The 18748-nt window shown below is 68.7% G+C and carries 18 protein-coding genes; 12 read left to right on the top strand and 6 right to left on the bottom strand.

The annotated features are described in order from the left end of the window. The first annotated feature begins 6 nt into the window (after positions 1 to 6). Together VBO01S_RS26090 and VBO01S_RS26085 are read left to right on the top strand one after the other, a co-directional pair. Positions 7 to 996 carry a Bug family tripartite tricarboxylate transporter substrate binding protein gene (locus VBO01S_RS26090; RefSeq protein ID WP_062480862.1) on the top strand — a complete coding sequence of 330 codons (990 nt, stop codon included), beginning with the start codon at positions 7 to 9 and terminating at the stop codon, positions 994 to 996. Between the two features lie 20 nt (positions 997 to 1016). After that, positions 1017 to 1463 carry an acyl-CoA thioesterase gene (locus VBO01S_RS26085; RefSeq protein ID WP_062480860.1) on the top strand — a complete coding sequence of 149 codons (447 nt, stop codon included), beginning with the start codon at positions 1017 to 1019 and terminating at the stop codon, positions 1461 to 1463. A gap of 18 nt (positions 1464 to 1481) precedes the next feature. Here the strand turns inward: VBO01S_RS26085 and VBO01S_RS26080 are convergent, their stop codons facing one another. Continuing rightward, positions 1482 to 1958 (bottom strand): low molecular weight protein-tyrosine-phosphatase, encoded by a 477-nt coding sequence (locus tag VBO01S_RS26080; RefSeq protein ID WP_062480857.1) that lies wholly within the window; start codon positions 1956 to 1958, stop codon positions 1482 to 1484. Positions 1959 to 2159: 201 nt separating this feature from the next. Between VBO01S_RS26080 and VBO01S_RS26075 the strand changes: the two genes are divergently transcribed. The 5 genes from VBO01S_RS26075 (at position 2160) to VBO01S_RS26055 (ending at position 7500) form a co-directional block, all read left to right on the top strand. Next, positions 2160 to 2438, top strand: a complete 279-nt coding sequence (locus VBO01S_RS26075; protein WP_235926727.1) for a hypothetical protein — start codon at positions 2160 to 2162, stop codon at positions 2436 to 2438. Between the two features lie 289 nt (positions 2439 to 2727). Beyond that, a complete protein-coding gene (locus VBO01S_RS26070) occupies positions 2728 to 2943 on the top strand; it encodes a hypothetical protein (RefSeq protein ID WP_062480855.1) in 216 nt (71 codons plus the stop codon). 218 nt (positions 2944 to 3161) lie between these two features. Continuing rightward, on the top strand, positions 3162 to 3905 hold the full coding sequence (locus VBO01S_RS26065) for a PA4824 family protein (protein ID WP_062480853.1): 744 nt from the start codon (positions 3162 to 3164) through the stop codon (positions 3903 to 3905). Between the two features lie 24 nt (positions 3906 to 3929). After that, positions 3930 to 6695, top strand: a complete 2766-nt coding sequence (gene mgtA / locus VBO01S_RS26060; protein ID WP_062480851.1) for a magnesium-translocating P-type ATPase — start codon at positions 3930 to 3932, stop codon at positions 6693 to 6695. Between the two features lie 88 nt (positions 6696 to 6783). Next, positions 6784 to 7500 carry an MgtC/SapB family protein gene (locus tag VBO01S_RS26055; RefSeq protein ID WP_062480849.1) on the top strand — a complete coding sequence of 239 codons (717 nt, stop codon included), beginning with the start codon at positions 6784 to 6786 and terminating at the stop codon, positions 7498 to 7500. Here the strand turns inward: VBO01S_RS26055 and VBO01S_RS26050 are convergent, their stop codons facing one another. The 4 genes from VBO01S_RS26050 to xdhC all read right to left on the bottom strand — a co-directional run bounded on the left by VBO01S_RS26050 (position 7501) and on the right by xdhC (position 12762). Then, positions 7501 to 8943 (bottom strand): NAD-dependent succinate-semialdehyde dehydrogenase, encoded by a 1443-nt coding sequence (locus VBO01S_RS26050; protein ID WP_062480847.1) that lies wholly within the window; start codon positions 8941 to 8943, stop codon positions 7501 to 7503. 175 nt (positions 8944 to 9118) lie between these two features. Next, complete coding sequence (locus tag VBO01S_RS26045; protein WP_062480845.1) at positions 9119 to 10459, bottom strand: glycerate kinase type-2 family protein; 1341 nt, start codon at positions 10457 to 10459, stop codon at positions 9119 to 9121. Between the two features lie 69 nt (positions 10460 to 10528). After that, positions 10529 to 11740 carry a urate hydroxylase PuuD gene (locus VBO01S_RS26040; protein WP_062480843.1) on the bottom strand — a complete coding sequence of 404 codons (1212 nt, stop codon included), beginning with the start codon at positions 11738 to 11740 and terminating at the stop codon, positions 10529 to 10531. Positions 11741 to 11955: 215 nt separating this feature from the next. Beyond that, positions 11956 to 12762 (bottom strand): xanthine dehydrogenase accessory protein XdhC, encoded by an 807-nt coding sequence (gene xdhC / locus VBO01S_RS26035; RefSeq protein ID WP_062480841.1) that lies wholly within the window; start codon positions 12760 to 12762, stop codon positions 11956 to 11958. Positions 12763 to 12815: 53 nt separating this feature from the next. Here xdhC and VBO01S_RS26030 point away from each other — a divergent pair, with 53 nt between their 5' ends. Next, positions 12816 to 13319 carry a hypothetical protein gene (locus VBO01S_RS26030; protein WP_062480839.1) on the top strand — a complete coding sequence of 168 codons (504 nt, stop codon included), beginning with the start codon at positions 12816 to 12818 and terminating at the stop codon, positions 13317 to 13319. 2 nt (positions 13320 to 13321) lie between these two features. On the opposite strand, the gene uraH is transcribed toward VBO01S_RS26030, so the two are convergent. After that, complete coding sequence (gene uraH / locus VBO01S_RS26025; RefSeq protein WP_062480837.1) at positions 13322 to 13672, bottom strand: hydroxyisourate hydrolase; 351 nt, start codon at positions 13670 to 13672, stop codon at positions 13322 to 13324. Between the two features lie 94 nt (positions 13673 to 13766). Here uraH and VBO01S_RS26020 point away from each other — a divergent pair, with 94 nt between their 5' ends. Genes VBO01S_RS26020 through VBO01S_RS26005 form a run of 4 tightly spaced genes read left to right on the top strand, consistent with a single transcriptional unit; the run spans position 13767 to position 18446 of the window. Beyond that, a complete protein-coding gene (locus tag VBO01S_RS26020; RefSeq protein ID WP_056574067.1) occupies positions 13767 to 14441 on the top strand; it encodes a GntR family transcriptional regulator in 675 nt (224 codons plus the stop codon). Between the two features lie 8 nt (positions 14442 to 14449). After that, entirely contained in the window at positions 14450 to 15412 is a 963-nt protein-coding gene (gene puuE, locus VBO01S_RS26015) for an allantoinase PuuE (protein ID WP_062480836.1), read from the top strand. Next, a complete protein-coding gene (uraD, locus tag VBO01S_RS26010; RefSeq protein ID WP_062480834.1) occupies positions 15409 to 17196 on the top strand; it encodes a 2-oxo-4-hydroxy-4-carboxy-5-ureidoimidazoline decarboxylase in 1788 nt (595 codons plus the stop codon). Before puuE ends, uraD begins: the two co-directional genes overlap by 4 nt. Positions 17197 to 17219: 23 nt before the next feature. Further along, positions 17220 to 18446, top strand: coding sequence for a M20 family metallopeptidase (locus VBO01S_RS26005; protein ID WP_062480832.1), 1227 nt, complete (start codon positions 17220 to 17222; stop codon positions 18444 to 18446). The last annotated feature ends 302 nt before the right edge of the window (positions 18447 to 18748 follow it).

The following is an 18748-nucleotide window of genomic DNA, read 5'->3' as shown; positions in this document are numbered from 1 at the left end:
AGAACCATGACCCCATCGACCCCCGCTTCGTCGCGCCGCCTGCTGCTGGCGCTCGCCCTGGCCAGCACCGCCTTGTGCGCGCCCGCCGTGCATGCCGACACCTGGCCGTCCAAGCCCATCAAGGTGATCGTCAACTTCCCGGCCGGCGGCGCGGCCGACCAGCTCGCGCGCGCCGTCTCGCAGCCGCTGCAGGAAGCACTGAAGCAGCCCGTGGTGATCGAGAACCGCGGCGGCGCCAACGGCAACGTCGGCGGCGAGGCCGTGGCGCGTGCGGCGGCCGACGGCTACACGCTGCTCATGAGCTCGGGCGGCATGGTGTCGGTGAACCCGCACCTGTATGCGCGCATGAGCTTCGACCCCGCCAAGGACCTGGTGCCCGTGGCCGCCGCCGCGCGCGTGCTGGTGTTTTTGGTCACACGGCCTTCGCTGCCGCCGACCGACGTGAAGTCGTTCATGGCCTACCTCAAGGCCAACCCCGGCAAGCTGTCGTACGGCTCGCCGGGCAACGGCAGCTCGCCGCACCTGGCGGGCGAGATGTTCAAGAGCCAGGCCGGCCTGTTCGCGCTGCACGTGCCCTACCGTGGCGCGGCGCCCGCGTTGCAGGACCTGCTGGCCGGCCAGATCGACTACGCCTTCGACCCCGGCATTGCCCTGAACCAGGTGCGCGCCGGCAAGCTCAAGCTGCTGGCCGTGGGCAGCCCGCACCGCTCCTCGCAGTTCCCCGACGTGCCCACGCTCGACGAGGCCGGCCTGCGCGGCTTCGACGCCGACACGGTGTTCGGCTTCTACGCACCGGCAGGCACGCCGCCCGAGGTGGTGGCTCAGCTCAACACGCAGGTCAACCGCGCGCTCGCGCTGCCGGCGGTGAAGGAGCGCATCGCGGCCATCGGCGGCGAGCCGGCGCCGGGCACGCCGGCCGATTTCCAGCGCCGCGCGGCCGCAGACTCGCAGCGCTTCGGCGCACTCATCCGCGAGCGCGGCATCAAGGCCGACTGAGCAGCCGGGACAATCGACGGATGAGCAGCACTCCATCTCCCCAAGACGCTTCCGGCAAGGAAGTCGTCTACACCGCACGCGTCGAGTTCGGCGACTGCGACCCGGCCGGCATCGTCTGGTTTCCCAACTTCTTCCGCTGGATCGACGCGGCCTCGCGCCACTTCTTCGCCGAGTGCGGCGTGCCGCGCTGGGAAGACACCGCCCGGACGCTCGGCGTGATCGGCACGCCGCTGGTCGACACGCACACGCGCTTCGTCAAGGCGGCCAGCTACGGCGACACGCTGCAGATCGCGGTGCGCATCACCGAATGGCGCGACAAGAGCTTCGTGCAGACCTACCGCGTGACGCGCGGCGACGACCTGATCCTCGAATGCGAAGAGGTGCGGATCTTTGCCGCCAAGCGCGAAGGCGGCGGCATCCGCGCGGTGCCGATTCCGCCGACGATCCGCGCGCTCTGCACGGGCTGAACCCCAAAGCCTGCCCGTTCAGGCCGCGTCGCGACGCAGCTGCGCGAGCAGGCCTTCCACGCCGAGGTCGATCAGGTCGAAGGCCTCGATGAAGGCCTGGCGGCCGCCGTACCACGGGTCGGGCACGTCACCGCCGATGGCCTGCGCAAACTCCGAGAGCAGGCGCACCTTGCGCATCGTCTCGGCGGGCGCACGCCTGCGCAGCGCGGCGCAGTGCTGCTGCGTCATGCCGATGAGCCAATCGAAGCGTTCGAAGTCGGCCGCGCGCACCTGGCGTGCGCGGTGCGCGGGCATCGCGATGCCGCGCCGCAGCGCCTCGGCCACCGAGCGCGGGTCGGGCGGATTGCCGCGCTCCTCGTCGGAGATGGCGGCGCTGTCGACCTCCACCGCGAAGCCTGCGCGCTGCGCCTTGTGAAGCAGCAATGCGTGCGCGGTCGGCGAGCGGCAGATGTTCCCTGTGCACACGAACAGGACGGCCGGGGTGCTTGGTTTCATGCGCGTCGACTATAGGCACAGAGGGCAGGCATTCGGCATAGGCCACCCTACCCACCGCATCCCCCGGTCGGGGGATGCCACGAGGGAGCGAGGGCGGATCGCACCCCCTCTCTCCAATGGACAGCTCCCATATCTTCGGTATCGCCTGACACAACTCCTTGCGCTTCACTACGGCCCATGGTCAGTGCAAAGGAGGTCACGATGCCCCGACCCAGTCTTCACAGCGCGAGCATCACGCTGAAACTTCCCTTCGACATGAGCGCCGCGCAAGAGGTCGAGGCCCTGCGCGCCGCGGGCATTCCGGTGGACGACCTGGGCAATGCCATCTCGGGCTTCCTGTTCGTGCGCTTCAGCAACGGCTGGCGCAGCGACTCGAACATCTTCCGCTGGTTTCCGGCCCCTATCGAACGCAGCGCGAACGAGGCCCGGCTCCACGCCACGCAGCCCCGACGCAGCCTGTTGCTTCATGCCAAGGGTTGACGCTGCCAATGATGCGGTGCAACAATCCGGAAATCATCATTTCGGAGCCCCGTGCGTGGACAGTGCCAGTTGGATCAGTGACAAGACGCGTGCCTCGGCAGGCGTGACACCCCCGGCCCTCTAGCGCAGGCAGCTCCCGCGCTTGCGGCCGCCGTGTCCGCAGCGCGAACCCCTTGCCCCTCGGGCAAGCGGCTCCCCCTACCGATTCCCGTTGTTCTTCGTCGCTGACTTTGTCAGTCAGCTTGCGTGCGTCCGTGCGCGAGGCCCTTCAGCGTGAAGGAGCCTTGTCATGCGCCAGTTTCAAATTCGTCCGCTGCATCCGCAGGTGCAACCGTCGCACGGTCGTCCGTCGGCGCACGCCGGCGCGCCCGCACGGGTGAGCCCGGCCCCGCACGTCGACGACGAGCAGGCCCTGGACCGCGCCGCCGCGCTGTGGACCACGCGCCGCATCCGCAGCTTCTTCCTGCTGCTCGACCCACCCGGCCACGGCACCACGCGCCGCTGAAGCCAGCCTCTGCCACCCCACAGAACAGGAGGCCCTCATGGACCCGGACCCTTGCTTGCGCCGCTGTGCGCCGCCTTCACTGCCCGATCGATCCCCCATTCACCTCGCAGCCTGCCGCGCTGCGGAGGAGCCCCGCCGGCTGACTGCTGAGTAATCAAGCACGTCGTCACGGGCGTTTCCTTCCTTCGCGGCGCGCCGCACCCGAAGGAGAAACTCCCATGACCCGCGAACGCCTGCGGCGTGTCGTGCGGACGGCCACGGCCGCCCGTTCCAACGCCCGCCCTCTTACCTTCCGCCGCCCCGCGCCAAGCCGCGCCTGGCTGGCCACCCTCTGCGGCCTGGCCGCCACGCAGACCCACGCCGCGGGCGGCCACCACTCGGTGGACGACGCCGCCATCCTCGATCCGGGCCAGTGCCAGATCGAGACCTGGGGCGGCCAGCGCCTCGTGCACCTCGGCCCGGCCTGCCGCGTCGGCCCCATCGAGCTGGGCCTGAACCTCGAACGCGAGCGCGGCGCCGATGGCCGCACCGTGCGCGCCGGCCCGCAGATCAAGTGGGCCTTCGCGCTCACCGACACGCTGAGCACCGGCGTGCTGGCCTCGGCCACGTGGCAACGCAGCGACGCCGGCCATGCCTCGCTGCGCCTTACCGACAGCAGCGTGGTGATCCCCGTCACCTGGCAGTTCGACTACGCCTGGCGCGCCCACCTGAACCTGGGGCGCGACTTCCATCGCGCGCAGCCGAGCACCAGCCACTCGGGCGCGGCGCTCGAATGGGCCGCCCTGCCCGCGCTCTCGCTCGTGGCCGAGCGCTTCCGCGAAGGCGGGCGCAACGCTTGGCGCGCCGGCCTGCGCTGGACGGCCACGCCGTCCATCAACGTCGATCTCAGCCACGCCCGCGACCTGCGCCACGACGGCCCGCGCGGCTGGACGCTGGGCCTCACCTGGGCGTTCGCTCGCTGAGCGCCCTCACACAGGAGAAGAACAATGAAGAACGTCCTGAAGTCCTTTTTCGAAAGCTTCCTGCGCAGCCGCCACATGCGGCATCACTTCGAGCGCTGGCAGACGCTGCTGAGCGCCAAGCCCAGCAGCCTGGGCTCGGCCGCGATGCCGGCCGAAATCGCCAAGGCGCTGGCCGCCGCCTCGCACACCGACGCGGGCGAGGTGCTGGTGCGCATGAACAGCTCGTCGCAAGGCCTCACCGAAGCCCACGCACTGGCACTGCGCAAGCGGCTGGGCAGCAACGAGGTGCGCCACGAGCAGCCGCTGCCGTGGTGGAACCACCTGTGGCAGTGCTACCGCAACCCCTTCAACCTGCTGCTGACCGTGCTCGCGCTGGTCTCGTACGTCACCGAGGACACGAAGGCCACGGTGGTGATCGGCAGCATGGTGCTGCTGTCGACCGTGCTGCGCTTCCTGCAGGAGTCACGCTCCAACAAGGCCGCCGACCGGCTCAAGGCGATGGTGAGCAACACCTCGACGGTGCTGCGCCCCGCGCCCGGCGAGAAGGCCGGCCGCGCCGGTGACGACGGCTTCGACCTCGCGCACGCGGGCACGCAACGCATCGAAGTGCCGATGCGCGACCTCGTGCCCGGCGACGTGATCGCGCTGTCGGCCGGCGACATGATCCCGGCCGACGCGCGCCTGCTCTCGGCCAAGGACCTGTTCATCAGCCAGTCGGCGCTCACCGGCGAATCGATGCCGGTGGAGAAGTTCGCAGCCACCGCCGCCGACCACCAGGCCGGCGTGCTCGAGCGCGACAACCTGCTGTTCATGGGCACGAATGTGATCAGCGGCACCGCCACCGCGGTGATCGTGCACACGGGCGAGCGCACCTTCTTCGGCGCGCTGGCCCAGCGCGTGAGCGCGACCGACCGCGGCACCACCGCCTTCCAGGCCGGCATCAACCGCGTGAGCTGGCTGCTGATCCGCTTCATGCTGGTGATGGCGCCACTGGTGCTGGTGATCAACGGCGTGACCAAGGGCGACTGGTGGGAGGCCGCGCTGTTCGCGCTGTCGATCGCCGTCGGCCTCACGCCCGAGATGCTGCCGATGATCGTGACCGCCACGCTGGCCAAGGGTGCGGTCGTGATGTCGCGCCGCAAGGTGATCGTGAAGCGCCTCGAGGCCATCCACAACTTCGGCGCGATGGACGTGCTGTGCACCGACAAGACCGGCACGCTCACGCAGGACCGCATCGTGCTCGAACGCCACACCAACGCCTGGGGCGAAGACTCCGACCACGTGCTGCAGCAGGCCTACCTCAACAGCTTTCACCAGACCGGGCTGAAGAACCTGCTCGACAAGGCCGTGCTCAGCCACGCCGAGGTGCAGCTCGACACGCAGCTGCAGACCGGCTGGCGCAAGGTCGACGAGGTGCCCTTCGACTTCTCGCGCCGCCGCATGTCGGTGGTGGTGGCGCACGGCGAGGACGAGCACCTGCTGATCTGCAAGGGCGCGCTCGAAGAGATCCTGTCGGTGTGCACCTCGGTCGAACGCGGCGCCGAAGTGCTCGCGCTCGACGCCGACGTGATGGCGCGCATCCACCGCGTGGCCTCGGAGCTCAATGCCCAGGGCCTGCGCGTGGTGGCCGTGGCCAGCCGCACGCTGCACGCCGACGCGCGCAAGCCGGCCTACGGCGTGGCCGACGAAGCCGGGCTCACGCTGCTGGGCTACGTGGCCTTTCTCGATCCGCCGAAGGAATCGACCGCGCCCGCGCTGCAGGCGCTGGCCGCACACGGCGTGGCGGTGAAGGTGCTGACCGGCGACAACGAGCTGGTCACGCGCAAGGTCTGCGCCGATGTCGGCATCGACGCCGGACGCATGGTGCTGGGCCACGAAGTCGAGCGCATGAACGAGGCCGAGCTGCGGCAGGTGGTGGAAATGCGCCAGGTGTTCGCCAAGCTCACGCCCGCTCACAAGGAGCGCATCGTGCAAGCGCTGCATGCCAACGGCCACGTGGTCGGTTTCATGGGCGACGGCATCAACGACGCGCCCGCGCTGCGCGCCGCCGACATCGGCATCTCGGTGGACGGCGCGGTGGACGTGGCCAAGGAGTCGGCCGACATCATCCTGCTCGAAAAGAGCCTCATGGTGCTGGAGCAAGGCGTGGTCGAAGGCCGCCGCACCTTCGCCAACATGCTCAAGTACATCAAGATCACGGCCAGCTCGAACTTCGGCAACGTGTTCTCGGTGCTGGTGGCCAGTGCCTTCCTGCCCTTCCTGCCGATGCTGCCGCTGCACCTCTTGGTGCAGAACCTGCTGTACGACGTGTCGCAGATCGCGATCCCGTTCGACAACGTGGACGAGGAGTTCCTGAAGACACCGCAGCGCTGGAACCCGGCCGACCTGGGCCGCTTCATGGTGTTCTTCGGGCCGCTGAGCTCGGTGTTCGACATCCTGACCTACACCGTGATGTGGTTCGTGTTCGCGGCCAACTCGGTGGAACACCAGACGCTGTTCCAGTCGGGCTGGTTCATCGAGGGCCTGCTGTCGCAGACGCTGATCGTGCACCTGATCCGCACCCGCAAGATTCCGTTCCTGCAAAGCCGCGCGGCCTGGCCGCTGCTGGCCATGGGCGCGGCGATTGCGGCCGTGGGCATCTGGCTGCCGATGGGACCGCTGGCGCACTACTTCAAGCTGCAGGCGCTGCCGCTCGCGTACTTCCCCTGGCTGGTGCTGATGCTCGTCGGCTACGCGACGCTGACGCAGGCCGTGAAGGGCTGGTACGCACGCAAGTACGGCTGGCAATGAGACACAGACAACCGTCCGGACGCAGGGTCGCGGCTGTCACACAAGGCCGCTACCCTGCTTCGCACACAGAGGATCAGGAGGATCACGCATGGAAGCCATTCGCCACATCAACCTGCCTTCGCTGCTGGACACGCTGGTCAGCGTGGGCGCGGCCTTTCTGCTCGGCTCGCTGATCGGCTTCGAGCGCCAGGTGCGCCAGCGCACCGCGGGGCTGCGCACCAACACGCTGGTGGCCGTGGGCGCGGCCGTGTTCGTCGACATGGCGGCCCGCCTGGGCGGCCCCGACGGCGCGGTGCGCGTGGTCGCCTACGTGGTCTCGGGCATCGGCTTTCTGGGCGCCGGCGCGATCATGAAGGAAGGCGCCAACATCACGGGCCTGAACACGGCCGCCACGCTGTGGGGGTCGGCCGCGGTGGGCGCCTGCGCGGGCGCCGACCTGCTGGGCGAAGCCTTGATCGCCGCGCTCTTCGTGCTGGCGAGCAACACGCTGCTGCGGCCCGTGGTGAACCGCATCAACCGCCGTCCGGTGCACGAGGAATCGAGCGAGGCGACCTACACGGTGCGCGTGATCTGTTCGCGCGCGGCGCGGCCCGAGGTGATGGACCAGCTGCTGGTGCAGCTGGAAGCCGCGAACTACCCGGTGCGCGACATCGACCAGCACGCCTTCGGGCAGGCCGACACGGAGATTGCCGCAACGCTGTACGCCACCGCGGTCGAGCCCGAAGAGCTCGACCAGGTGATCGCGGAGCTGGAAACGCTGGAAGGCGTCCAGCAGGCGTTCTGGAACGCCTCCGCCGAAGACTAGTTAAACGCCGAGGATCGACACCGCCTTGGTGTTCAGGTACGCCTCGATTGCCTCCGGGCCACCTTCCGAACCGTAGCCCGAATCCTTCACGCCGCCGAACGGCATTTCCGGCGAAGGCGTGGCGGGCTGGTTGATCCACAGCATGCCGAGCTCGAGCTTCTGGCTCAGCAGGTGCGCGCTCTTGATCGACTTGGTGAAGGCATAACCGGCCAGGCCGAACGGCAGGCGGTTGGCTTCGGTGATGGCTTCTTCGAGCGTGTCGAAACCGCGAATCGCGGCGATGGGGCCAAAGGGTTCGTTGTTGAACACGTCGGCGTCCAGCGGCACGTCGGTGATGACGGTGGGCGCGAAGAAGTTGCCGGTGTCGCCGACGCGTTCGCCGCCAGTCGCGACCGTGGCGCCCTTCTTGCGCGCGTCTTCCAGCACATGGGCCATGGCCGTGAGGCGGCGGGCGTTGGCCAGCGGGCCGAGGTTGGTGCCTTCGACCAGGCCATCGCCCATCTTCAGGCCTTCGGCATGCTTGACCAGCAGGCTCGCGAACTCATGGCGCAGGCTGTTGTGCACCAGGAAGCGGGTCGGCGAGATGCAGACCTGGCCCGCGTTGCGGAACTTGGCGGCACCGGCGGCCTTGACGGCCAGCGCCACGTCGGCGTCTTCGGCCACGATCACCGGGGCGTGGCCGCCCAGTTCCATCGTGACACGCTTCATGTGCGAACCGGCCAGCGCGGCCAGTTGCTTGCCGACCGGGGTCGAGCCGGTGAAGGTGACCTTGCGGATGATCGGGTGCGCGATGAGGTAGCTCGAGATCTCGCCCGGGTTGCCGAACACCAGGCCCACCACGCCGCCCGGAATGCCGGCGTCGACGAAAGCCTTCAGCAGCGCGGCCGGCGAGGCCGGGGTTTCCTCGGGCGCCTTCACCAGGAAGGAGCAGCCGGTGGCCAGCGCGGCGCCGAGCTTGCGCACGATCTGGTTGACGGGGAAGTTCCACGGCGTGAAGGCCGCGACCGGGCCGACCGGCTCCTTGATGACCAGCTGCTGCGCGGCCAGGTTGCGCGAGGGCACGATGCGGCCGTACACGCGGCGGCCTTCGTCGGCGAACCACTCGATGATGTCGGCGGCGGCCATCATTTCGACCTTGGCCTCGCCCAGCGGCTTGCCTTGTTCCTGCGTCAGCAGCTTGGCGATGTCCAGGGCGCGTTCGCGGATCAGGCCGGCGGCGCGGCGCATCACGGCGGCGCGCTCGTTGGCGGGCGTGTCGCGCCAGGCTTCGAAGCCGCGCTGGGCGGCGGCCAGGGCGCGGTCGAGGTCGACGATGCTGGCGTGCGCCACCTTGCCGATGGCCTTGCCGGTGGCGGGGTTCAGCACGTCGAGCGTCTTGCCGTCGGCGGCGTCGACCCATTGGCCGTCGATCAGCAGGCGGGTGTCGGTGTAGGTGGCGGTCATGGCGAACTCTTTCCTTCGAGGACTGGATGGTGAAAACGAAACGGGAAATCGGGCGCGCGGCGCGGCACCCCGTGGGGGTGCGCATGCGACAACGGCGGCCAAGTGCCGCCGGGGCCGTAGATTAACCTGAGTTCACAAAGCTTGCCGGCGGCCCCCGCCAGGGGCCGGGGCGCGCCTACAGCACGAGGATCGCGCGGAAGTCGTTGACGTTGGTGTTCGTCGGACCGGTCACGAACAGGTCGCCGATGGCGTCGAAGTAGCCGTAGGCGTCGTTGCGGTCGAGATGATCGGACAGCTTCTTGCCCTGCGCCGTGGCGCGCGCCAGGGTGTCGGGCGTGACGAAGGCGCCGGCGTTGTCTTCCACGCCGTCGATGCCGTCGGTGTCGGCCGCCAGCGCCCACACCTGCGGCTGGCCCATGAGCGCGCCCGCCAGGCCCAGGCAGAACTCGCCGGCCCGCCCGCCACGGCCCTTGGCCTGGCCAGGCTGGCGCGGGCGGATGGTGACCGTGGTCTCGCCGCCCGACAGGATGACGCAGGGCCGGGCGAAGGGCTCGCCGCGCAGGGCCACGGCGCGGGCGAGCGCCGCATGCACCTTGCCCACTTCGCGCGATTCGCCTTCCATTTCGTCGCTCAGCACATGCACGCCGATGCCGGCGGCGCGTGCGGCCGCGGCGGCGGCTTCGAGCGACTGCTGCGGCGTGGCGATGAGGTGCGTGCTGTGGCCGGCGAACACGGCATCGTCGGGCTTGGGGGTTTCGAGCGTGCCGCTGTCGAGCTGCGCGCGCACGGGCGCCGGCACCTCGATGCCGTAGCGGTCGAGGATGGCCAGCGCGTCGGCACAGGTGGTGGCGTCGGGCACGGTGGGGCCGCTGGCGATCACGGCCGGGTCGTCGCCGGGCACGTCGCTGATGGTGAGCGTGACCACACGCGCCGGCGCGCAGGCCGCCGCGAGCCGGCCGCCCTTGATGCGCGACAGGTGCTTGCGCACGCAGTTCATTTCGCCGATGTGGGCGCCGCTGTCGAGCAGCTGCTTGTTGATGCGCTGCTTGTCGGCCAGCGTGAGGCCCTCGGCCGGCAGCACCAGCAGCGACGAGCCGCCACCGGAGATGAGGCACAGCACGAGGTCGTCGGCCGTGAGGCCCTGCGTGAGCGCCAGGATGCGCTCGGCCGCCTGCTGGCCGGCCGCGTCGGGCACGGGGTGCGCGGCCTCGACGATCTCGATGCGCTGCGGCACGCCTTCGGGGCGCGGCGGGATGTGGTCATAGCGCGTGACGACCAGGCCCGACAGCGGGGCGTCGGCCGGCCACAGCGCTTCGAGCGCCTGCACCATCGAACCGCCGGCCTTGCCGGCGCCCAGCACCACGGTGCGGCCCTTGGGCGGCTTGGGCAGGTGCGCGCCCAGCGTGGACAGCGGCAGTGCGCGGTCCACCGCCACGCGGTACAGGTGTTCGAGGAAGGCGCGCGGGGCTTCGCGCGGATCGGGAGCTGTTGCTGAGGGCGAGGTCGATGCGGTCATGGCTTGCGTGTTGTCTCCATTCGGCGATTGTGCGACGACCGGTGGCCCGCCCTCGCAGGCCACGGTCTTCTAGTTCGTCTTGGCGCCGGCCTGGAACCAGCGGCTGATCAGCGCCCGCTCTTCGTCGGTGATGTTGGTCGCGTTGTTCATCGGCATGATCTTGGTCACCACGACCTGCTGGTAGATCGCCTGGGCATGCGCCGTCACCTGGTCGGGCGTGTCGACGCGCACGTTCTTCATCTGCACGGCCGCGCCGTGGCACATGAAGCAGCGCTGCTCCAGCACCTTCTGCACGTCCTGGTAGGCCACGGCGGGCGCGGCCTGGGCGGCGGTGGCCGCCACGGGCGCGGCCGGCTCGGGCTTCATCCACACGATGGTCAGGCCCAGCACCGCGATGCCGACCATGGCGTAGGGCAGCGGGTTGCCCGCGTTGCCCAGCTTGAAGCGGTGGCGCACCACGAAGAACTGCCGGATGGCCGCGCCGCCGAGCATGATCAGCAGCAGCACGATCCAGTTGTACTTGTGCGTGTAGGTGAAGCTGTAGTGGTTGCTCAGCATCGCGAACAGCACCGGCAGCGTGAAGTAGGTGTTGTGCACGCTGCGCTGCTTGCCGCGCTGGCCGTGCACGGGGTCGACCGGGCGGCCTTCGCGCAGCGCCTTCACGTTCTTGCGCTGGCCCGGGATGATCCAGAAGAACACGTTGCCGCTCATGGTGGTGGCCATCATGGCGCCCACCAGCAGGAAGGCCGCGCGGCCCGCGAACCACTGGCAGGCCAGCCAGGTCGCGAAGACGATGAAGACCGCGATCAGCACGCCGACGATGGTGTCGCCGTTCTTGCGGCGCCCGAAGATCTGGCAGATGCCGTCGTAGACCATCCAGAACACGACGAAGAAGGCCAGCGCCACGGCAATGGCGGCGCCGGGCTGCCAGTCCATCTTGCTCTTGTCGATGAGGTACGTGCTCGCGTTCCACAGGTACGACATGGTGAACAGCGCAAAGCCCGTGAGCCAGGTCGAATAGCTCTCCCAGTACGACCAGTGCAGGTGGTCGGGCAGTTTCTTGGGCGCCAGCGCGTACTTCTGGCTGTTGTAGAAGCCGCCGCCGTGCACGGCCCATTGCTCGCCGCCCACGCCCTTGTCGAGCGACTCCTGGTCCTGCGGCTTCTCGAGGCTGTTGTCCAGCATCACGAAGTAGAAGGAGGCGCCGATCCAGGCGATGGCGGTGATGACGTGGACCCAGCGCAGCAGCAGGTTGGCCCAGTCGAGGTAGTAGCTTTCCATGTGCTCTCTCTCAACCCTGTTGGCGCGTGGGGGCGCCAAGGAGGGGTTTCAGCCTGCTCACCACCGCGGGCGCTGTAAGCAGAGAAAGTGCCGCGAACGCAGGTCCGTTGAAATGGACCTCGCTCCGCTGCGGCTTGTTGTGGACCGAAAGTGTATACAGTTTTGGCACGAGGCGGGATGCTATTTGCGGCGTCGCCGCCAAGGGAAAACCCTGTTCAGCCCAGCGATTGCAACAACTGTGCCGCCACGGCGACCGCGATCACCTCGGGTTCCTTGCCCGTGATGCCGGGCACGCCGATCGGGCAGGTGACGCGCGCCAGCTCGTCGGCCGTGAAGCCGCGCGCCTCCAGCCGGTGGCGGAAGGTGGCCCATTTGGTCTTGCTGCCGATGAGGCCGATGTAGGGCAGGTCGTTGCGCGTGCGCAGGCGCTTCAGGCAGGCGATGACGATGTCCAGGTCTTCGGCGTGGCTGAAGCTCATGATCAGCACGCGGCTGCCGGGCGCGAGCGTAGCCACGGCGTCCTGCACGGGCTCGGAGTGCTCGGTGTCGATCTGCGCGGGCAGCGCGTCGGGGAACACGCCGTCGCGGCTGTCGATCCAGCGCACCGAAAACGGCAGCACGGCCAGCAGGCGCGCCAGCGCGGCGCCCACGTGGCCGCCGCCGAACAGCGCCACGGGTTCGAGTTGCGCGACCAGTTCTTTTTGCAACGCGGGCGCGTCGGCCGCACCGATGCGCCGGTAGGTCAGGAACATCACGCCGCCGCAGCACTGGCCCAGGCTCGGGCCCAGCGGGTAGCGCTGCACGCCCTCGAGGCTGCGCGTGCCGGCCAGGATCTCGCGTGCTTCCTGCGTGGCCTGGAACTCGAGCTGGCCGCCGCCGATGGTGGCCGTGAGGCCGTCGGCCCAGACGGCCATCCAGGTGCCGGCCTCGCGCGGGGCCGAGCCCTGCGTCGATTCGACGCGCACCAGCACGGCGTCTTCCTGTTGAAGACGCGCCAGCAATTGATCGACCGCACCGTTCATGCCCGAAACCTTCGGTTGCCGAGGCGGCAACAACTCACGGTATAACCCCGGCGATGATGACGAACCGCCAGCTTACGCCGCGCCGCCTCGCCTGGGCCGCCACTGTTCTTTCCGCCTTGTGGCTCGCCGGCTGCGGCTCGACGGGCTCTGTGCCCGGCCAGCTGAGCGGCGCCAGCAGCGCACAGGGCAGCGGGCCCGCGCCGCGTGCCTCCAGCGCGACCACCGCGCGCGAGTACCGCCGCGACGCCGCACGCCACATCTACAACGCCAACGCCTCGCGCATCTACAAGGGCCAGATGCCGCCCCTGCTGTACGCGGTCGGCACCCTGCAGGTGAACCTGGACACCGGTGGCAAGGTGGTCTCGATGCACTGGCTGCGCGCGCCCAAGCACGCGCCCGAGGTGATCGCCGAGATCGAGCGCGCCGTGCTGCAGGCCGCACCCTTCCCGCCCGCCCAGCGCCTGGGCGCGGTCACCTGGACCGACACCTGGCTGTGGGACAAGAGCGGGCGCTTCCAACTCGACACGCTGACAGAGGGACAGCAACAAGGGGACTGACCTCAGGAGCCCCGATAGGTGGAGTAGCTCCACGGGCTCACGAGCAAGGGCACGTGGTAGTGCTGGTCGGTGTGCGCCACGCCGAAGTCCAGCGTCACCTTGTTCAGGAAGTTCGGCTCCGGCAGCGTCACGCCGCGGGCCTTGAAATAACCCGCCACGTCGAACACCAGGCGGTAGGTGCCGACCTTGATCGAGTTGTTGTCGTAGAGCGGGCCGTCGCTGCGGCCGTCCGAATTCAGCGTGAAGCGCTTCACCAGCGTCGCGGCGTCGCCGTCTGTGGTGTACAGCGCCACCTCCATGCCGGCCGCGGGGCCGCCGTGCATCGTGTCCAGTACGTGAGTGCTCAAGCCCATGGGGCCTCCTTCAAAGGGTGTCGGATCGGTGAGATCGGGGTGCGGGAAATTCCGGTGGACAAAAGTGTATACAGTTACCGGCTTTGGGTCTATCATGAAAAACATGGAGTCCTCCACCACCCGTTCGATCGTCGATGCCCTCACGAAGGCCATCGTCGAGCACCGCCTTCAGCCCGGCACCAAGCTCGCCGAGCAGAAGCTGGCCGACCACTTCGGCGTGTCGCGCACCTTGGTGCGCCAGGCGCTGTTCCAGCTCTCGCAGAACAAGCTGATCCGGCTCGAGCCGGCGCGCGGCGCTTTCGTGGCCGCGCCCGCCGTCGACGAGGCCAAGCAGGTGTTCGCCGTGCGCCGCATGCTCGAGGCCGAGATGACCCGCGCCTTCGTGCGCAGCGTCACGCCCGCCAAGATCAAGGCGCTCAAGGAGCACGTGGCGCTCGAGAAATCGGCCGTCGGCGGCGAAGACGTGTCGGGCCGCACCGAGCTCCTGGGTGACTTCCACGTGCGCATGGCCGAGCTCATGGGCAACCAGGTGCTGGCGCAAATATTGGGCGAGCTGATCTCGCGCTGCGCCCTCATCACGCTCATGTACCAGAGCACCAGCGCCGCCGAGCACTCCAACGACGAGCACGCCGACATCGTGAAGGCGCTGGCCGCGCGCGACGAGGAACTCGCCGTGCGCCTCATGACCGAGCACCTGGAACACGTCGAGGCCAACCTCACCTTCGACCGCAAGGTTCCCACCAACGACATCTCCCTCGCGCTGTCCTGATCCACACCATGACCGTCTACGACACCACCCTGCCCTACCCGCGCGACCTGATCGGCTACGGCCGCAACCCGCCCCACGCCCGCTGGCCCGGCGGCGCGCGCGTGGCGGTGCAGTTCGTCCTCAACTACGAAGAAGGCGGCGAGAACGCCACGCTGCACGGCGACGCGGGCTCCGAGCAGTTCCTGTCCGAGATGTTCAACCCGGCGAGCTTCCCCGACCGGCACATCAGCATGGAAGGCATCTACGAGTACGGCTCGCGCGCCGGCGTGTGGCGCATCCTGCGCGAGTTCGAAAAGCGCGGCCTGCCGCTCACCGTGTTCGGCGTGGGCATGGCGCTGCAGCGCTACCCCGAGCTCACCGCCGCCTTCAAGGAACTCGGCCACGAGATCGCCTGCCACGGCTGGCGCTGGATCCATTACCAGAACCTCGACGAAGCCACCGAGCGCGAGCACATGCGCCTGGGCATGGAAGCCATCGAAAAGCTCACCGGCGAGCGCGCGCTCGGCTGGTACACCGGCCGCGACAGCCCGCGCACGCGCCGCCTCGTGGCCGACTACGGCGGCTTCGAATACGACAGCGATTACTACGGCGACGACCTGCCCTTCTGGATGAAGGTGCAAAAGACCGACGGCAGCGTCGTGCCCCAGCTCATCGTGCCCTACACGCTCGACTGCAACGACATGCGCTTTGCGCTGCCGCAGGGCTACTCGCACGCCGACCCGTTCTTCCAGTACATGAAGGACACCTTCGACGCGCTGTACGCCGAAGGCGACCCGAACGGCGACGACAGCCCCAAGATGATGAGCATCGGCATGCACTGCCGCCTGCTCGGCCGCCCCGGCCGCATCACGGCGCTGCAGCGCTTTCTCGACCACATCGCCACGCACGACAAGGTCTGGGTCTGCCGCCGCGTCGACATCGCACGCCACTGGAAGCAGGCACATCCTTTCGAAGCCGGAGCCGCATCATGAGCACCCCTCTCCTCACCCTTGCCCAACTCAACGCCGCAGGGCCGGCCGCTGCCGTTGCCATGCTCGACGGCGTGTACGAACACTCGCCCTGGATCGCGCAGCGCGCGCTGGTGCAGCGCCCCTTCCGCTCGCTCGCGCATCTGAAGCACGCGCTGGTGCAGGCGTTGGCCGCGTCGTCGGCCGACGAGCAGATCGGCCTGATCCGCGCCCACCCCGAGCTCGCCGGCAAGGCCATGGTCAGCAAGACGCTCACCGCCGAGTCGACCAACGAGCAGAACAAGGCCGGCCTGACCGACTGCACGCCCGAAGAGTTCGCGCAGATCCAGAAGCTCAACGCCGACTACAACGCGAAGTTCGGCTTCCCGTTCATCCTGGCGGTGCGCGGCCCGCGCGGCACGGGCCTGGCCAAGCGCGAGATCATCGAGACCTTCGCGCGCCGGCTGCACAACCACCCGAGCTTCGAACTTGGTGAGGCGCTGCGCAACATCCACCGCATCGCCGAGATCCGCCTGAACGACAAGTTCGGCGCCGACATCACGCTCGGCAACGACGTGTGGGACTGGCAGGAACAGCTGTCGGTGCACACCGACCCCGGCTATGCCGAGAAGGGCCAGCTCACCGTCACCTACCTGACCGACGCGCACCGCGCCTGCGCCGCGAACATCTCGGGCTGGATGCGCGACTGCGGCTTCGACTCCGTGCACATCGATGCCGTGGGCAACGTGGTCGGCCGCTACGAAGGCGCCACGCCCGACGCCAAGACCCTGCTCACCGGCTCGCACTACGACACCGTGCGCAACGGCGGCAAGTACGACGGCCGCCTGGGCATCTTCGTGCCCATGGCCTGCGTGCGCGAACTCAAGCGCCAGAACCGCCGCCTGCCCTTCGCCTTCGAAGTCGTCGGCTTCGCCGAAGAAGAAGGCCAGCGCTACAAGGCCACCTTCCTCGGCTCGGGCGCGCTCATCGGCCACTTCGACCCGCGCTGGCTCGACCAGAAGGATGCCGACGGCATCACCATGCGCGAGGCCATGCAGCACGCCGGCCTGAAGGAAGAAGACATTCCGAAGATCCAGCGCGACCCGGCGCGCTACCTCGGCTTTGTCGAGGTGCACATCGAGCAGGGCCCCGTGCTCACCGAGCTCGACCTGCCGCTGGGCATCGTCACCTCCATCAACGGCAGCGTGCGCTACGTGGGCGAAGTCATCGGCATGGCCAGCCACGCCGGCACCACGCCCATGGACCGCCGCCGCGACGCCGCCGCCGCCGTGGCCGAACTCATCCTCTACACCGAACAGCGCGCCGCGAAAGACGGCGACTCGGTCGGCACCGTGGGCATGCTCGAAGTGCCCAGCGGCTCGATCAACGTCGTGCCCGGCCGCTGCAAGTTCAGCCTCGACCTGCGCGCGCCCAACAACGCGCAGCGCGACGCACTGGCCAACGACGTGGTCGCTGCACTGAAGGACATCTGCGAACGCCGCGGCGTGCGCTACGAGCTCGAGGAAACCATGCGCGCCGCCGCCGCGCCGAGCGAACCCGCCTGGCAGCAGCGCTGGGAACAGGCCGTCGACACGCTGGGCATTCCGCTTTTCCGCATGCCCAGCGGCGCCGGCCACGACGCGATGAAGCTGCACGAGGTGATGCCGCAAGCCATGCTCTTCGTGCGCGGCATCAACTCGGGCATCAGCCACAACCCGCTCGAGTCGAGCACCAACGACGACATCCAGCTCGCCGTGCAGGCCTTCCAGCTGCTGCTGGACAACCTCGCCGCCGAACAAGCCCACTGACCGACCCCACAAGAACAACCACCATGACCGACTACGCCAAACTCGACGCCTGGATCGACGCCCACTTCGACGAGGAAGTGCAATTCCTGCAGCAACTGGTGCAGGTGCCCACCGACACGCCGCCCGGCAACAACGCGCCGCACGCCGAGCGCACCGCCGAGCTGCTGAAGGACTTCGGCCTCGACGCCGAGAAGCACGCCGTGCCCACGCAAGAGGTGAAGGACTACGGCCTCGAGTCGATCACCAACCTGATCGTGCGCCGCAAGTACGGCAACGGTGGCCGCACCGTCGCGCTCAACGCCCACGGCGACGTGGTGCCGCCCGGCGAAGGCTGGACGCACGACCCGTACGGCGGCGAGATCGTCGACGGCAGCCTGTACGGCCGCGCCGCCGCCGTCAGCAAGAGCGACTTCGCCAGCTTCACCTTCGCGCTGCGCGCGCTCGAGGCCGTGGCCAAGCCCACAAAGGGCAGCATCGAGCTGCACTTCACTTACGACGAAGAGTTCGGCGGCATCCTCGGCCCGGGCTGGCTGCTCGAGAAGGGCCTGACCAAGCCCGACCTGATGATCGCGGCCGGCTTCAGCTACGAAGTGGTCACCGCCCACAACGGCTGCCTGCAGATGGAAGTCACCGTGCACGGCAAGATGGCCCACGCCGCCGTGCCCACCACCGGCATCGACGCGCTGCAGGGCGCCACCAAGATCCTGAACGCGCTGTACGCGCAGAACACGCTCTACCAGAAGGTCACGTCGAAGGTCGAGGGCATCACGCACCCGTACCTGAACGTGGGCCGCATCGAGGGCGGCACCAACACCAACGTCGTGCCCGGCAAGGTCGTGTTCAAGCTCGACCGCCGCATGATCCCCGAAGAGAACCCGGTCGAGGTCGAAGCCAACATCCGCCAGGTGATCGCCGATGCCGCCGCCGAAAGCGCGGGCATCACGGTCGAGATCAAGCGCATGCTGCTCGCCAACTCGATGAAGCCGCTGGCCGGCAACAAGCCGCTGGTCGACGCGATCCAGAAGCACGGCGGCGAGCTGTTCGGCGAGCCCATCAAGGCCATGGGCACGCCGCTGTACACCGACGTGCGCCTGTACGTCGAGGCCGGCATTCCCGGCGTGATCTACGGCGCCGGCCCGCGCACCGTGCTCGAGTCGCACGCCAAGCGCAGCGACGAGCGCGTGGTGCTTGAAGACCTGCGCCGCGCGACCAAGGTGGTGGCGCGCACGCTCAGCGACCTGCTGGCCTGAACGCCCTGAACTGCGACTGAAAGCGCATGCCTTCGGGCGTGAACTTTCATCGCAGTTTCATCGAAGCGTCACGACAGGATTTCAGACTCCGGGGTTCTCCGGCGGATGCGCTTTCACGCCATCCGCCTCATTGAAATCCCGATGCGACGGCCAGCCATGCGCTGGCCGTTGCTGCTTGTGTCGCCATGAAAATCCTGCCTCCCGCACCCCGCTTTCGCACCACGCTTTTCTCTTCCCTCGCGCTCGGCGCGGCCCTGCTGACCGCCTGCGGCGGCGGCTCCGGCGGCGGTGCGCCGTTCGCC

Source organism: Variovorax boronicumulans NBRC 103145 (assembly GCF_001591345.1).
GTDB classification, from domain to species: Bacteria; Pseudomonadota; Gammaproteobacteria; order Burkholderiales; family Burkholderiaceae_C; genus Variovorax; species Variovorax boronicumulans.
The sequence above is the reverse complement of the archived record's forward strand: the minus strand, read 5'-3'. Positions and strand labels throughout refer to the sequence as shown.

What these genes read in the sequence shown, in the direction of transcription:
- VBO01S_RS26020 (WP_056574067.1), top strand. Translation starts at nt 13,767, where the DNA reads ATGAAAAACATGGAGTCCTCCACCACCCGTTCGATCGTCGATGCCCTC.
- VBO01S_RS26050 (WP_062480847.1), bottom strand. Translation starts at nt 8,943, where the DNA reads ATGACCGCCACCTACACCGACACCCGCCTGCTGATCGACGGCCAATGG.
- VBO01S_RS26045 (WP_062480845.1), bottom strand. Translation starts at nt 10,459, where the DNA reads ATGACCGCATCGACCTCGCCCTCAGCAACAGCTCCCGATCCGCGCGAA.
- uraH (WP_062480837.1), bottom strand. Translation starts at nt 13,672, where the DNA reads ATGGGCTTGAGCACTCACGTACTGGACACGATGCACGGCGGCCCCGCG.
- VBO01S_RS26090 (WP_062480862.1), top strand. Translation starts at nt 7, where the DNA reads ATGACCCCATCGACCCCCGCTTCGTCGCGCCGCCTGCTGCTGGCGCTC.
- puuE (WP_062480836.1), top strand. Translation starts at nt 14,450, where the DNA reads ATGACCGTCTACGACACCACCCTGCCCTACCCGCGCGACCTGATCGGC.
- VBO01S_RS26075 (WP_235926727.1), top strand. Translation starts at nt 2,160, where the DNA reads ATGCCCCGACCCAGTCTTCACAGCGCGAGCATCACGCTGAAACTTCCC.
- VBO01S_RS26080 (WP_062480857.1), bottom strand. Translation starts at nt 1,958, where the DNA reads ATGAAACCAAGCACCCCGGCCGTCCTGTTCGTGTGCACAGGGAACATC.
- VBO01S_RS26040 (WP_062480843.1), bottom strand. Translation starts at nt 11,740, where the DNA reads ATGGAAAGCTACTACCTCGACTGGGCCAACCTGCTGCTGCGCTGGGTC.
- VBO01S_RS26055 (WP_062480849.1), top strand. Translation starts at nt 6,784, where the DNA reads ATGGAAGCCATTCGCCACATCAACCTGCCTTCGCTGCTGGACACGCTG.
- uraD (WP_062480834.1), top strand. Translation starts at nt 15,409, where the DNA reads ATGAGCACCCCTCTCCTCACCCTTGCCCAACTCAACGCCGCAGGGCCG.
- VBO01S_RS26005 (WP_062480832.1), top strand. Translation starts at nt 17,220, where the DNA reads ATGACCGACTACGCCAAACTCGACGCCTGGATCGACGCCCACTTCGAC.
- VBO01S_RS26070 (WP_062480855.1), top strand. Translation starts at nt 2,728, where the DNA reads ATGCGCCAGTTTCAAATTCGTCCGCTGCATCCGCAGGTGCAACCGTCG.
- mgtA (WP_062480851.1), top strand. Translation starts at nt 3,930, where the DNA reads ATGAAGAACGTCCTGAAGTCCTTTTTCGAAAGCTTCCTGCGCAGCCGC.
- xdhC (WP_062480841.1), bottom strand. Translation starts at nt 12,762, where the DNA reads ATGAACGGTGCGGTCGATCAATTGCTGGCGCGTCTTCAACAGGAAGAC.
- VBO01S_RS26085 (WP_062480860.1), top strand. Translation starts at nt 1,017, where the DNA reads ATGAGCAGCACTCCATCTCCCCAAGACGCTTCCGGCAAGGAAGTCGTC.
- VBO01S_RS26065 (WP_062480853.1), top strand. Translation starts at nt 3,162, where the DNA reads ATGACCCGCGAACGCCTGCGGCGTGTCGTGCGGACGGCCACGGCCGCC.
- VBO01S_RS26030 (WP_062480839.1), top strand. Translation starts at nt 12,816, where the DNA reads ATGATGACGAACCGCCAGCTTACGCCGCGCCGCCTCGCCTGGGCCGCC.